Origin of the sequence: Streptomyces sp. P9-2B-2 (assembly GCF_030406865.1) — a bacterium.
Classification (GTDB): domain Bacteria; phylum Actinomycetota; class Actinomycetes; order Streptomycetales; family Streptomycetaceae; genus Streptomyces; species Streptomyces platensis.
Genome location: NZ_CP129126.1, coordinates 2585155 through 2599004, shown reverse-complemented (window position 1 = coordinate 2599004; position 13850 = coordinate 2585155). Strand labels below are relative to the sequence as shown.

The following is a 13850-nucleotide window of genomic DNA, read 5'->3' as shown; positions in this document are numbered from 1 at the left end:
GCGATGTCTCCCATAAAACGTGTAAAGCGCGATCTTATGGGGCGCCGCCGGTGGTCCGGTACGGGCGTGCAGCCGGCGCCCGGGTCCGGGCCCCCGCCCGGGCGCTTCCGGTGGAGCCGGCCGCGGTGGGCCGGCCCCGGGTCAGTCGCGTACGGGCAGTTCTGCCGCCAGGGCCGCGGCCGCCTGCACCAATGGCAGGGCCAGCAGCGCCCCCGTCCCCTCACCCGCAGTGACGCCGTGGTCGAGCAGAGGGTTGAGCGCGATCCGGTCAAGCGCCTTCGCCTGCGCCGGCTCCCCGCTCGCCTGCCCGGCCAGCCACCAGTCCGGCGCCCGGAACGCCACCCGCTGCGCCACCAGCGCACAGGCCGCCGAGACCACCCCGTCGAGGATCACCGGAGTACGGCGCACCGCGCTCTGGAGCAGAAAACCGGTGATCGCGGTCAGATCCGCGCCGCCGACCGTGGCCAGCAGCTCCAGCTGGTCGCCGAGCACCGGACGGGCCCGCCGCAGGGCGTCACGGATCGCCGCGCACTTGCGCATCCACGCCAGGTCGTCGATCCCCGCGCCGCCCCGGCCGGTGACCACCGAGGCGTCCGTCCCGCACAGCGCGGCGATCAGCGTGCTCGCCACCGTCGTCCCGCCGACGCTCAGATCGCCCAGCACCACCAGGTCGGTGCCGGCGTCCGCCTCCTCGTCCGCGATCGCCATCCCGGCCCGGAACGCGGCCTCGGCCTCCTCGGCCGTCAGCGCGTCCTCGACATCGATCCGTCCCGAACCCCGCCGCACCCGGTGCCGGGTGACCTCCTCGGGCAGCTCCTCCGGGTCGCAGTCCACCGCCACGTCCACCACGCGCAGCTGCACCCCGGTGTTCCGCGCCAGCACCGCGGCCGGGCTCGCCCCGTCCAGCACGGCCCGTACGAGCTCCCGGGTGCCGCCGGCCGGCCGGGCCGACACCCCCAGCTCCGCCACCCCGTGATCGCCCGCGAACAGCAGCACCCGCGGCCGCTCGACCGGCCGCACCGGCACCTGCTGCTGTGCGGCGGCCAGCCATTCGCCCAGTTCGTCGAGGCGGCCGAGCGCTCCCGGCGCTACGGCCAGCCGCGCCCGCCGCTCCTCGGCGTCACGGCGCACACCGCCGTCGGGGCGCTCGATCAGGTGGGCGAAGTCATCGAGGTTCAGGGCGCTCATTGGGCGCAGATTACCGTCAACTCACCGCTGACGAGGCCCGCCGGGGGGAACGGGCGGCCGCGAAGCGCACCTCGCACACCAGGGGTGTCAGCGCACCCAGCACCGGCATCCGGCGCAGCCACCCGACCGGGCCGACCTCGCGCACCGCGACGATGCCCGGGTGCATACCGGCCACCCGCGGCAGCTCGGCCCGGTCCAGCCCCCAGCGCACCGGACCCGGCCACCGGCCGCCGCCCGGCCCGGCGGCCCGCCGGGCCAGCGCCGTCGCCGTCCGTGGCAGGGCGTCAAAGACCAGCGCACCACCGGGAAACCGCTCCGCGCACGCCGCCAGCAGCGCCCGCACCGCGGACGGCGACAGCCGCATCAGCACCCCCGGCGCGGTGACGACGACCCCGCGCTCCGGCTCCCGTACCGCGTCCAGCCAGCGGTGATCGGTCACCGCGCGGGCGACGGTACGCCGCCGCGGACCGTCCGGCAGCAGCATCCGGCGCACCGCGGCGGTCTCCGGCGCCAGCACCGTCAGCCAGTTCAGCAGCCCGTTGTCCAGCCGCCAGAAGCCGGTACCGAGCCCCTCCCCGAGCGCGACCACCGTCGCCGCCGGATACCGCGCCAGGTAGCCGCGTACGGCCGCGTCGAAACGCCGCCCCCGTGCCCCCGGCTCCCGGAGGGCCCCCGGCCCCCGCTCGTCCGGCGCTGCCGTCTCGGTCCGCTCGGATTCGGTCACGGGTCAAGAGCACCCGGCCCCGCGCCCCCGGGCAAGCGGACACGGTGCCCACCGGGCCTCCGTCATCCACGCAGCGCAAACGGATACGGGCCGCAGGGCCCCGGCCATCCCGCGGCGCAAGCGGCCAACGGCGCCCGGCCCTCCGTCATCCCGCGGCGCAAGCGGCCAACGGCGCCCGGCCCTCCGTCATCCCGCAGGGCAAGCGCCCACCGGCGCCCGGCCCTCCGTCATCCCGCAGCACAAGCGCCCCCCGGCCCCCGGCCCCCCCGTCACCCCCGCAGTGCCACCGCCTGGCCCGCGACGACCATCAGCACCTGCTCGCACTCCGCGCCGAACGCCGCGTTCAGCCGCCCCAGTTCGTCCCGGAACCGCCGGCCCGCCGGGGTCGCCGGGACGACGCCGGAGCCGACCTCGTTGCTGACCGCCACCACCCGCCGGCGCGTCGCGCGCACCGCCGCCACCAGCGCGTCGGTCCGCTCTTGCAGCGCCCGCCGGCCTCCGGCCTCCCAGGTCGCGTCGTCCCACGCCCCGACCTCGTCCATGACATGCGTCAGCCACAGCGCCAGACAGTCGATGAGCAGCGGTGACGCCTCGGCCGGCCACCGGGTGCCGGGGTCAGCGCCGGGCTCGGCCAGCAGCGGCACCAGATCGCAGGTCTCGACGGTGCGCCAGCTGTTCGGCCGCCGCTCGCGGTGCAGCGAGACCCGCTGTGCCCAGTCCTCGTCGCCGTCCCGGGTGCCGCCGGTGGCCACGTAGACCACGTCCGGGAAGGCCACCAGCCGCCGCTCCGCCTCCACCGACTTCCCGCTGCGCGCCCCGCCCAGCACCAGCGTGCGCCGCGGCAGATCCGGCACCGCGTGGAACTCACCGACCCGCAGTGTGCTGCCGTCCGCCACCGCACGGCCCCCCACCGCCGCCAGCCGCCGGTGCAGCTCGGGCCCCGGCGGCGCCTGATGGTCCAGGTGCACCGCGAGCACATCCGTCGCCGCGTCGACCGCCCCGCTCGCCCGCAGTCTGGCCAGCGCATCGGGCCGCCCCAGCACATCGAGCAGCACCAGGTCGTACGGGCCGTCGCCGTCGGTGTCCTGGTCACCGCCGCCCGCCGGCCGGCCGTTCCCGTCCAGCCCGGACGGGGCCGCGCCCGGCGGCAGATACAGCAGCCGCTCGCCCCCGGCGCCGGAGACCTCGTAGCCGGTCCCGGGGATGTCCACCGCGAGGGCCCGCACCCGGTGCCCGTCGAGCAGCGCCAGCTCCCGCCCGTCCGCGACCCGGCCCGGCTGCGGCAGCCCGGCCGGGACCTCCAGCGCCGGACCGTCGTGCGGATGCGAGAGCAGCACCTGCCGCACGCCCGTCAGCGACTGCCCGGCGCGGGCGGCCGCGAAGGCCGGGCCCGGGGTCAGATCGATCAGCAGCGCACCGTCGACGAGCAGCGCGGTGGCCGCCCGCGCCTCGTCGCCGACGGCGGTCGCACAGGCGGCACACGGGCAGCCGGGCCGCGGCAGCCCCTGCGGGGCCCCGGTGCCGAGGAGAGTCACATCCACACCGCCGAGTTTCTCGCGTCCCCGCCCGGCGGGCGCGGCGGGGGCGGACTCGACACGGCCGTTAGGCTGCCGATCAGCACGGAAGAACGGCCCGGCGGAGGGCACTTCGAGGCGCTCCGCGGGGGCACAGACTCGTACTCGGTGGGATCCAGGAGGCGCAGATGGCGTGGACGTGGCGGTTCGAGAAGGCCGACGGTTCGGAGACGGCGCCGGCCGTGCAACCCGAGGAGTTCACCACGCAGGGCGACGCGGAGTCCTGGATCGGCGAGGAGTGGAAGGCCCTCCTGGAGGGCGGCGTCGACCAGGTCAGGCTCTTCGAGGACACGACCGAGATCTACGCGGGCCCCATGAGCCTGCACGCGGACGCGGAGGGCTGAGAACCGAAGACGCCGGGCCGGGCCCCTGAGGGGTCCGGCCCGGCGTCACCAGCGATTCCGCCGCAGCGACTACGGCTTTTCGCCGCGCTTCACCTGCGGCTTCGGCAGCCGGAGCCGCCGCATCTGGAGCGTGCGCATCACCGCGTACGCCTTCACGCCCTTGAGGTTCTCGTTCGGGAAGCGCTCCTGGAGCAGCTTGCCGAGCCGGAACCAGATCAGGACCGAGTCGAGCACGATCAGCACGATGATCACGAGCCACAGCATCAGCGCGATGCTCTGGATCGACGGCACCCGGATCATGGTGAGCACCAGGATCACCACGGCCATCGGCAGGAAGAACTCGGCGACCGCCCAGCGGGAGTCGACGTAGTCCCGCGCGAACCGGCGCACCGGTCCCTTGTCGCGCACCGGCAGATACCGCTCGTCGCCGCTGGCCATCGCCTCACGCTGGCGGGCCATGTCGGCACGGCGCGCCTCACGCTGGGCCTTGGCCGCGTCCTTGCGGTTGGCCGGCGTATGCGCACGCGAGCGGCGCTGCGACTGGGAGTCACTGCGCTTCGGTGTCGGGCGGCCCTTGGGGGCCTGCGGGTCGCGGGGCTGCTGGGGCTGGTCCGCGGTCACCTTGGCGGTCGCGGCCTGCTCATCCTTCGAACGGCTTCGGAACACAAAACCCAAGGGTACGTGCTCGCCGGGGGTGAGCCACGGTCCGACGGGGAACGATCCGGCAACGGCGCGTCCCGCGACCGGGTCCTTACCGGGACAGAAGCCCCTTCCTGCCGGGACAGATCAGACATCGCGCCGGTTGTCCGGACTCTCCCTACTCCTTGCGCGGGAGAAGCCGGGCCCTGCGATCGTCCTGGAGGAGGAGCGCATCCGGGCGCGAACAGTGCGGTAATGGAACCAGGGCCCGTACTGTGGGGTCTGTAGATGTGCTGGAGCCGAAGCCCGAGGTGACTCGGTCAGAAGGGGGCGCGCGAGGCCCATGAGCGATGGTGTCATGAAGCGGATGGGGATGATCTTCCGCGCGAAGGCCAACAAGGCCCTGGACCGGGCCGAAGACCCGCGCGAAACCCTCGACTACTCGTACCAGAAGCAGCTGGAGCTGCTTCAGAAGGTACGCCGCGGCGTCGCCGACGTGGCGACCTCCCGCAAGCGCCTGGAGCTGCAGCTCAACCAGCTCCAGGGCCAGTCCGCCAAGCTGGAGGACCAGGGCCGCAAGGCGCTGGCGCTCGGCCGCGAGGACCTGGCCCGTGAGGCGCTGACCCGGCGCAGCGCGCTGCAACAGCAGGTCACCGACCTGGAGACGCAGCACCAGACGCTTCAGGGTGAGGAGGAGAAGCTCACGCTCGCGTCGCAGCGGCTCCAGGCCAAGGTCGACGCCTTCCGTACGAAGAAGGAGACGATCAAGGCCACCTACACGGCCGCCCAGGCGCAGACCCGGATCGGCGAGGCGTTCTCCGGCATCTCCGAGGAGATGGGCGACGTCGGCATGGCCATCCAGCGCGCGGAGGACAAGACCGCGCAGCTCCAGGCCCGGGCCGGTGCCATCGACGAGCTGATGGCCTCCGGTGCGCTGGACGACCCGTCCGGTATGGCCAAGGACGACATCACCGCCGAGCTGGACCGGCTGTCCGGCGGCAGCGACGTCGAGCTGGAGCTCCAGCGGATGAAGGCGGAGCTCTCGGGCGGTTCGTCGGCGGGCCAGCAGGCCATCGAGGGCGGACAGAACGGTGCGGGGCAGTCCTCGCCGCAGCAGAACGGGCCGCGTTTCGACAAGCAGTGAGGGACGGCGGCGGTTAGCCTCGCCAGAGATCGTCGGACCGGACCAAGGGAGACCGTCGTGATCGTACGGATCATGGGGGAGGGCCAGGTGAAGCTGGACGACGCCCACTTCACCGAGCTCAACAAACTGGACGATGAGCTGCTCGACGAGATGGAGAGCGGCGACGAGGAGGGCTTCCGGCGCACCCTCGGGGCCCTGCTGGAAGCGGTGCGCCGGATGGGCACGCCGCTTCCCGACGACGCCCTGGAACCGTCCGAACTCATCCTCCCCGCCCCGGACGCGACCCTCGGTGAGGTCCGGGAGATGCTCGGCGACGACGGCCTCATCCCGGGCTGAAACCTGGCCGCTCCCGGCCTGCACACTCCACTCCAGCGCACCGCGCCCCGGCCCCGCGAGGGACCGGGGCGCTACCGTTTGCTCTTGTGAGCCTCCTCGACCCCCGCCCGGACGCGCCCCGCACCGGCCGCTTCCGGTGGTACCGGAAGCATCCGCTCGCCTTCGACGCCGTCCTGGCCGGGGCCGCCTTCGCCTGCATACTCTTCGGCGCGGTGGCCGACCCGCACGGCCCGCACGGCCCGCGCTTCGCCGCCCATGAGCCGTCCGCCATCACCGTGGTGCTGGCCGCGCTGGCCTGTGCCGCCCTGGTGCTGCGCCGCCGGCTGCCCCGTACGGTCCTGGCGGCCACCGGCTCGCTCACGATCATCGAACTGGTCGCCCGCTCCAGCGACCCGCGGGCCCCGGTGGCCGCCTCCGCCGTGATCGCCCTCTACAGCCTGGCCTCCCGCACCGACCGGCCCACCACCTGGCGGGTCGGCGCGCTGACCGTCGTGGGGCTGACCGCCGCCGCGATGCTCTACGGGCCCCGCCCCTGGTACGCCCAGGAGAACATCGGGATCTTCGCCTGGACGGGCATGGCCGCGGCGGCCGGTGACGCGGTCCGCAGCCGCCGGGCGTTCGTGTCCGCGATCCGCGAGCGCGCCGAACGGGCCGAGCGCACCCGCGAGGAGGAGGCCCGGCGCCGGGTCGCCGAGGAGCGCATGCGGATCGCCCGTGAGCTGCACGATGTCGTCGCCCACCACATCGCGCTGGTCAACGTCCAGGCCGGGGTCGCCTCGCACGTCATGGACAACCGGCCCGACCAGGCCAAGGAGGCGCTGGCGCACGTCCGGGAGGCCTCCCGTTCGGCGCTGGAGGAACTCCGCGCCACCGTCGGCCTGTTGCGGCAGTCCGACGACCCCAAGGCCCCGACCGAGCCCGCCCCGGGCCTCGGCGTACTCGATCAGCTCGTCGACGGCTTCGTCCGGGCCGGCATCCCCGTCGACCTGGACATCCCGCGGGAGCCGCGGCCGCTGCCCGCCTCCATCGACCTCACCGCCTACCGTGTGGTCCAGGAAGCGCTGACCAACGTCCACAAGCACGCCGGTGAGGGCGCCCGTGCCACGGTACGGATCAGCCACTCCGACACCACGCTGACCGTGACCGTCCTGGACGACGGCGCGGGCCGGGCCGGCATTCCGCGGCAGAAGGGCGGCGACCGGCCGCCCGTGGAGCCGGGCGGGCCCGGCGAGCCGGAGGACAGCGGCGGCGGCCACGGCCTGATCGGGATGCGGGAGCGGGTCTTCGCGCTGCGCGGCACGGTCGTGACCGGCCCGCGCGCGGCCGGCGGCTTCCAGGTTCGGGTGACCCTTCCGCTTCAGACCGTCCGTACGGGGGAGACATTGTGACGATCAAGGTGCTGCTCGTCGATGACCAGGCGCTGCTGCGCAGTGCGTTCCGGGTGCTGGTCGACTCCGAGCCGGACATGCGGGTGGTGGGGGAGGCCTCCGACGGGGCGCAGGCCTACGAGCTGACCCGGGCCGAGCGGCCCGATGTCGTGCTGATGGACATCCGGATGCCCGGTGTGGACGGCCTCGCGGGCACCCGCCTGATCAGTGAGGACCCGGAGCTGACCGACGTCCGGGTGGTCATCCTGACCACCTTCGAGGTCGACGACTACGTGGTGCAGTCGCTGCGGAACGGCGCCAGCGGCTTCCTCGGCAAGGGCGCGGAGCCGGACGAGATGCTGAACGCGATCCGGATCGCGGCGGCCGGTGAGGCGCTGCTCTCGCCCGTCGCCACCAAGGGGCTGATCGCCAAGTTCCTCGCGCAGGGCGGCAGTTCCGCCGACGGCGGGCCCGGCGACCGGGGCAGCGAGCGGCTGGCGACGCTGACCGGCCGGGAGCGGGAGGTGCTGATCCTGGTGGCCGGCGGGCTGTCCAACGACGGCATCGCCGAGCAGCTGGAGGTCAGCCCGCTCACCGTCAAGACCCATGTGAACCGCGCGATGGCCAAGCTGGGCGCCCGGGACCGTTCCCAGCTCGTCGTCATCGCCTACGAGTCCGGACTCGTACGCCCACGGGTGCAGTGAGGGCGGAGCACCCCCTACTCCGAACGCGGTACGGCTTACGGCCGGAAACCGACTTGCGAGCGAGGAAAACCGGTCACGGCATGGCGGAGGGTGTAGGTGGGCCCGAGAACGGTCCCGCCGACTTCGTAGAACAGAAGAGAGACCCCACCCATGACCTGGCTGTCCCGACTCAGCCTCGTGCAGCGGGGCCTGATAGCGCTGGTGTCGATCGTGGCGATCGCCTTCGGCGCCATCGCGATCCCCCAGCTGAAGCAGCAGCTCCTGCCGTCCATCGAACTCCCGATGGTGTCCGTCATCACGCCGTACCAGGGCGCTTCGCCCGATGTCGTCGAGAAGCAGGTGATCGAGCCGCTGGAGGACGGCATCCAGGCGGTCGACGGCATCAAGACCGTCACCTCGACGTCCAGCGAGGGCTCGGGCGTCATCATGGCGCAGTTCGACTACGGCAATGACTCCAAGCGTCTGGTCGCCGACGTCCAGCAGGCCGTGAACCGCGCCCGCGCGAAGCTGCCCAAGGACGTCGACCCGCAGGTGGTGGCCGGCTCGACGGACGACATCCCCACCGTCGTCCTCGCCGTCTCCTCTTCCGGCCGGGACCAGCAGAGCCTCGCCGACCAGCTCGACCGCAGCGTCGTGCCGGACCTGAAGAACATCGAGGGCGTCAGCCAGGTCACCGTGGACGGCGTGCAGGACCGGATCGTCGCGGTCACCCCCGACGACAAGAAGCTTGCCGCCGCCGGGCTGACCTCGCAGGCGCTCGGCCAGGCGCTGGAGGCCGGCGGCACCTCGGTCCCCGCCGGTTCGTTCGCGGAGGACGGCCGGAGCAAGACCGTCCAGGTCGGCGCGGGCTTCAGCTCCGTACGGCAGATCAAGGACCTGCGGATCGCGCCGGCCGCGGGCGCCGAGGGTGCCGGTCCGGGCGCGGGCGCCGGCCGGCCGGCCGAAGCGGTCCGGCTCGGTGATGTCGCCACCGTCAAGGAGGAGTCGGCCACCCCGACCTCCCTCACCCGCACCAACGGCAAGCCCAGCCTCGCCGTCAGCGTGACGATGGACCAGGACGGCAGCGCGGTCGACATATCCGACGCGGTCAAGGACCAGCTCCCCGAGATCCGTCAGGATCTGGGCAAGGGCACCGATGTCACGGTCGTCTCCGACCAGGGCCCGGCGGTCTCCAAGTCGATCGAATCGCTGACCACCGAGGGCCTGCTGGGCCTGGCCATGGCGGTCATCGTCATCCTGGTCTTCCTGCTCAGCCTGCGCTCCACGCTGGTCACCGCGGTCTCCATCCCGCTCTCGGTCGTGATCACCCTGATCGTGCTGTGGACCGGGGATCTCTCGCTCAACATGCTCACCCTCGGCGCGCTGACCATCGCGATCGGCCGCGTCGTCGACGACTCCATCGTCGTCCTGGAGAACATCAAGCGGCACCTGGGCTACGGCGAGGAGCGCCGCGAGGCCATCCTCTCCGCCGTCAAGGAGGTCTCCGGCGCGATCACCTCCTCCACCCTCACCACGGTCGCGGTCTTCCTCCCGATCGGTGTGGTCGGCGGCATGGTCGGCGCCCTCTTCGGCTCCTTCTCGCTGACGGTGACCGTCGCCCTGCTGGCCTCCCTGATCGTCTCCCTGACGGTCGTCCCGGTCCTGTCGTACTGGTTCCTGCGCGCCCCGCGGATCCCCGAGGGCAGTGATCCCGAGGAACTCCGGCGCCAGGCCGAGGAGAAGGAGGCCCGGAGCCCGCTCCAGCGCCTCTACGTCCCGGTCCTGCGCTTCGCGACCCGCCGCCGGGTCACCAGCATCGTCATCGCCGTTGTCATCCTCCTCGGCACCTTCGGCATGGGCCCGCTCCTGAAGACCAACTTCTTGGACCAGGGCGACCAGGACACCCTCACCCTCAAGCAGGAGCTCAAGCCCGGCACCAGCCTCGACGCGTCCGACAAGCAGGCCAAGAAGGTCGAGAAGCTGCTCGCGGACACCGACGGCATCGCCGACTACCAGGTCACCATCGGCTCCTCCGGCTTCATGGCGGCCTTCGGCGGCGGCACCGGCGCCAACCAGGCCTCCTACCAGCTCAAGCTGGCCGACGACGCGGACGCCGACAAGGTCACCGGCGATCTGCACGACGGCCTCGACAAGCTCGGCACGTCCATCGGGGAGACCACGGTCACCGCGGGCGGCGGCTTCGGCAACCAGGACCTGAGCGTGGTCGTCAAGGCCGCCGACGGCGACGTGCTGAAGAAGGCCGGCGAGCAGGTCCGCAAGGCCGTCGCCGGGCTCGACGACGTCACCGACGTCCAGAGCGACCTCTCCCAGAGCGTCCCGCGGATCTCCGTGAAGCCCAACGCCAAGGCGGCCGCGGCCGGTTACAACCAGACCACCCTCGGCGGCGCGGTCACCCAGGCGGTCCGCGGCACCACCAGCGGTACGGCTGTCCTGGACGACACCGAGCGCGACATCGTGATCAAGTCGGCTCACCCGGCCACCACCGAGGCCGAGTTGAAGAACCTCACCATCCCGATCCCGGCGGGCCCGGCCAAGCTGAGCACCCTCGCCACCGTGCAGACCGTGCCCGGCCCGGTCCAGATGACCCGGATCGACGGGGCCCGCTCGGCGACCATCACCGCCAAGCCGACCGGTGACAACACCGGAGCGGTCAGCGCCACCCTCCAGAGCAAGATCAATGGTCTGAAGCTGCCGGACGGTGCCACCGCGGAGATCGGCGGCGTCTCCCAGGACCAGTCCGACGCGTTCTCCTCGCTCGGCCTGGCGATGCTGGCGGCCATCGCCATCGTCTTCATGCTCCTGGTGGCCACCTTCCGCTCGCTGATCCAGCCGCTGATCCTGCTCGTCTCGATCCCCTTCGCGGCGACCGGCGCGATCGGCCTGCTGGTCGCCACCGGCACCCCGCTGGGTGTCCCGGCGATGATCGGCATGCTGATGCTGATCGGCATCGTGGTCACCAACGCCATCGTGCTGATCGACCTGATCAACCAGTACCGGTCGCAGGGTTACGGCGTCGTGGAGGCGGTCATCGAGGGTGGCCGCCACCGCCTCCGCCCGATCCTCATGACCGCACTGGCCACGATCATGGCGCTGCTCCCGATGGCCCTGTCCATCACCGGCGACGGCGGCTTCATCTCCCAGCCGCTCGCCGTGGTCGTGATCGGCGGTCTGATCACCTCCACCCTCCTCACCCTGCTCCTCGTCCCGACGCTCTACGCGATGATCGAGCTCCGCAAGGAGCGCCGGGCGGCGAAGAAGGCCGCGAAGCGGTCCGGCCCGGCCGGTCCGCAGGCCGAGGAGACCGACCGCGCACCGGAGCCGGCGGGCATCTGACGACGGCCTGAACAACGGAGCCCGGCGCGGCTCCCGGTGAAGAAACGATGCCCCCGCAAGCCGACGCTTGCGGGGGCATCGTGCCGGGCATCCCGTCACGGGGCGACCCGACCGCTCCGGCACGGACATCACCGACGAAGGGGGACCGCAATGGGAAAGCACGGTGACGGCAAGGGCGGCGCGGAGGGCGACCGGCAGCAGAGCCCGAAGGAATCCGACGGCCAGTGGACCAAGCCGGTGACCGATCCGCCGAAGAAGTAAGGGGCGTGTGATGTCCTCGCCGGGCCGCCTGCTGGAAATCCTCCGCAACAAGGGCGCGCTGACGCCGGACTGGGCGCCGGCCGTCGCCGCGGTCGACCGCGCGCATTTCGTACCGGACACCTTCGAGGTGGGGGAGCGCACGGTCTCCCGCTCCGCCGACGAGGCGGAGTGGCGGCGGATGGTCTATGCCGACTTACCGCTGATCACCCAGCACAACGACGGCCGGTCCGTGGCGGGCCAGGTCGCCTTTCCCACGTGCTCGACGTCCATGCCCTCCCTCATGCTGGACATGGCCGCGATCGTCCGGGACGGCGACGCCGTATTGGAGATCGGCACCGGCACCGGCTACCACGCCGCCTGGCTCGCCCACCGGCTCGGCGAGGACCGCACGACCAGCATCGAGACCGACAAGGCCCTCCACGACATCGCCCGGGACAATCTCGCGCGGGCCGGCCTGCACCCGCATCTGGTGTGCGGCGACGGCCTGGCCGGGGTGCCGGAACGGGCGCGCTTCGACCGGACCATCGCCACCTGCACGGTCCGCGACATCCCCTATGCCTGGGTGACCCAGACCGCGCCCGGCGGCACGATCCTCACCCCATGGGGCTCGTCCTTCCACTCCTACTCATTCGTCACCCTGACCGTCCGCGACGGTCAGGCCACCGGCCGCTTCTCCGGCCGCCCCGCCTTCATGTGGGCCCGCCAGCAGCGCCGCTCCTACGGCCGCATCCGGGACTGGTACCACGGCGAGGAGGGCGACCGCGCGACGACCACCGTCGACCCCCGCGTCCTGGAGGAGAACCCCGACGCCCGCTTCGCCGTAGGCCTGCGCGTCCGGGACGCCTGGCCCCTGCTCTGCCCCGCCGACGACGGCAGCGACGAGGCCACCTACTGGCTCTTCGACGACGCCCGCACCTCCTGGGCCACCGTCGAATACGTCCCCGGCCACGACACCTACGAGACCGAACAGCACGGCCCGCGCCGCCTCTGGGACGAGGCGGAATCCGCCTACCGCGACTGGACCACCGAGGGCAGCCCGACCCGGGACCGCTACCGCATCACGGTCACCGCCGAGGGGCAGACCGTGTCGCTGTGACCGAGCCGTCCCGGCCGCACGCCGGGACGGCCGAACGGCACGCCTAGCTTTGGTCCTTGAGAGAAGTAACGAACGCCGTCCACGCCTCCGCGGGGATGAGGAGCGCGGGGCCGTGGGGGTCCTTGCTGTCGCGTACGGGGACGAGGCCGGGGAAGTCGTCGGCGACCTCGACGCAGCTCCCGCCGTTGGGGTTGCTGTAGCTGCTCTTGCGCCAGCGGGCTGCGCTCAGCTCGGGGGTGTGTCGCATGGCTGGTAGTCCTCCATAGCCTTCCGGATCAGCTCTGCCGACTCCGCCAGTGAGAGCGAGTTCGCGCGCAGCACTTCGTACTTGCGCCGCCACTTTTTCACGGCTTCCGGGTCCTCGTAGAGGTGCGCTGTCTCATTGCCCTCCTCGTAGGCCACGGAGGACCCGTCGAGAAGCGTCAGCAGATTCAGAGCGCCGCCCATCAGCGGGTGAAGACCCGAACTGAACGGCATCACCTGGACCTTACTGTCCGGAGTATCCACCTGTTCGAGCAGCCAGGCCAGTTGTTTATACGTGCATTCCCTGCTGCCCATCTGCCGCCGCAGCACGGCCTCGTCGACGATCGCCCACCGGTACGGCGGAGAGTCCGAACGCAGTCGATCCTGACGGGACATCCGGGCGTTGACACGCTGTTCAACCTGATCCTCGGAGAGGCCGTCAAGGCAGCTCACGAAAGCCTCCGCGTACCCCCTGGTCTGCAACAACCCAGGCACCGCCTGCGGCTCATAGACCTCGATCACCTCCGCACGGGCCTCGAAGTCCATGAACCGCCGGTACTGATCCGGATGCGCCTCCCGCTTCGCCAATTCGTACAGGCCGTGGAAGTACTTCTCGGTGCCGAACGCCGCGTCGAGCGCGACGGGGAGCTCCGGTGGCGGCATCAGTTCCGCGGTCTCGACGCGAGCCAACGCGCTCTTGCTGAAGTTGACGATGTCCGCCAGCTGCACCAGCGACAGCTTGGCGCGTTCGCGGTGGCGGCGCTGCTCGGAGCCGAAGTAGTGGCGGGCGGACAGGTAGGGGGTCAGTTCCTTCGAGGTGAACTTCATGTGCGTCAGCTCTCGGTCGTCCCGGCTCAACAGGGGGACGGGACACCCGTGTTGAGGCCATGTCCCACA

At 72.1% G+C, this 13850-nt stretch carries 13 protein-coding genes; 7 read left to right on the top strand and 6 right to left on the bottom strand.

Annotated features, from left to right (window positions below; all coding sequences use genetic code 11):
• Nucleotides 1-141 precede the first annotated feature (141 nt).
• The 3 genes from cobT to QT196_RS11285 form a co-directional block, all read right to left on the bottom strand.
• The gene (gene cobT, locus QT196_RS11295; RefSeq protein ID WP_168478742.1) at nt 142-1188 is read right to left on the bottom strand and encodes a nicotinate-nucleotide--dimethylbenzimidazole phosphoribosyltransferase; all 1047 of its coding nucleotides are present in this window, start codon (nt 1186-1188) and stop codon (nt 142-144) included.
• 16 nt (nt 1189-1204) lie between these two features.
• Complete coding sequence (locus QT196_RS11290) at nt 1205-1912, bottom strand: class I SAM-dependent methyltransferase (protein WP_168478741.1); 708 nt, start codon at nt 1910-1912, stop codon at nt 1205-1207.
• Nucleotides 1913-2181: 269 nt separating this feature from the next.
• Nucleotides 2182-3453 carry a bifunctional adenosylcobinamide kinase/adenosylcobinamide-phosphate guanylyltransferase gene (locus QT196_RS11285; protein ID WP_266730439.1) on the bottom strand — a complete coding sequence of 424 codons (1272 nt, stop codon included), beginning with the start codon at nt 3451-3453 and terminating at the stop codon, nt 2182-2184.
• A gap of 161 nt (nt 3454-3614) precedes the next feature.
• Here QT196_RS11285 and QT196_RS11280 point away from each other — a divergent pair, with 161 nt between their 5' ends.
• Complete coding sequence (locus tag QT196_RS11280; RefSeq protein ID WP_168478739.1) at nt 3615-3830, top strand: hypothetical protein; 216 nt, start codon at nt 3615-3617, stop codon at nt 3828-3830.
• Between the two features lie 69 nt (nt 3831-3899).
• Here the strand turns inward: QT196_RS11280 and QT196_RS11275 are convergent, their stop codons facing one another.
• Nucleotides 3900-4496 (bottom strand): DUF3043 domain-containing protein, encoded by a 597-nt coding sequence (locus QT196_RS11275; protein ID WP_168478738.1) that lies wholly within the window; start codon nt 4494-4496, stop codon nt 3900-3902.
• A gap of 316 nt (nt 4497-4812) precedes the next feature.
• Between QT196_RS11275 and QT196_RS11270 the strand changes: the two genes are divergently transcribed.
• The 6 genes from QT196_RS11270 (at nt 4813) to QT196_RS11245 (ending at nt 12710) form a co-directional block, all read left to right on the top strand.
• Nucleotides 4813-5613 (top strand): PspA/IM30 family protein, encoded by an 801-nt coding sequence (locus QT196_RS11270; RefSeq protein ID WP_168478737.1) that lies wholly within the window; start codon nt 4813-4815, stop codon nt 5611-5613.
• Between the two features lie 57 nt (nt 5614-5670).
• Nucleotides 5671-5949 carry a hypothetical protein gene (locus QT196_RS11265; RefSeq protein ID WP_168478736.1) on the top strand — a complete coding sequence of 93 codons (279 nt, stop codon included), beginning with the start codon at nt 5671-5673 and terminating at the stop codon, nt 5947-5949.
• An 86-nt stretch (nt 5950-6035) separates the two neighbouring features.
• The gene (locus QT196_RS11260; protein ID WP_168478735.1) at nt 6036-7337 is read left to right on the top strand and encodes a sensor histidine kinase; all 1302 of its coding nucleotides are present in this window, start codon (nt 6036-6038) and stop codon (nt 7335-7337) included.
• On the top strand, nt 7334-8020 hold the full coding sequence (locus QT196_RS11255) for a response regulator transcription factor (protein WP_085925383.1): 687 nt from the start codon (nt 7334-7336) through the stop codon (nt 8018-8020). Before QT196_RS11260 ends, QT196_RS11255 begins: the two co-directional genes overlap by 4 nt.
• Nucleotides 8021-8170: 150 nt before the next feature.
• The gene (locus QT196_RS11250) at nt 8171-11353 is read left to right on the top strand and encodes an efflux RND transporter permease subunit (protein ID WP_290354831.1); all 3183 of its coding nucleotides are present in this window, start codon (nt 8171-8173) and stop codon (nt 11351-11353) included.
• Between the two features lie 271 nt (nt 11354-11624).
• Entirely contained in the window at nt 11625-12710 is a 1086-nt protein-coding gene (locus QT196_RS11245) for a methyltransferase domain-containing protein (protein WP_290354830.1), read from the top strand.
• A gap of 43 nt (nt 12711-12753) precedes the next feature.
• Here QT196_RS11245 and QT196_RS11240 read toward each other — a convergent pair whose 3' ends face one another.
• Together QT196_RS11240 and QT196_RS11235 are read right to left on the bottom strand one after the other, a co-directional pair.
• A complete protein-coding gene (locus tag QT196_RS11240; RefSeq protein WP_168478732.1) occupies nt 12754-12957 on the bottom strand; it encodes a DUF397 domain-containing protein in 204 nt (67 codons plus the stop codon).
• Entirely contained in the window at nt 12936-13781 is an 846-nt protein-coding gene (locus QT196_RS11235) for a helix-turn-helix transcriptional regulator (RefSeq protein ID WP_168478731.1), read from the bottom strand. The genes QT196_RS11240 and QT196_RS11235 overlap by 22 nt, the downstream gene beginning before the upstream one ends.
• Nucleotides 13782-13850: the final 69 nt, after the last annotated feature.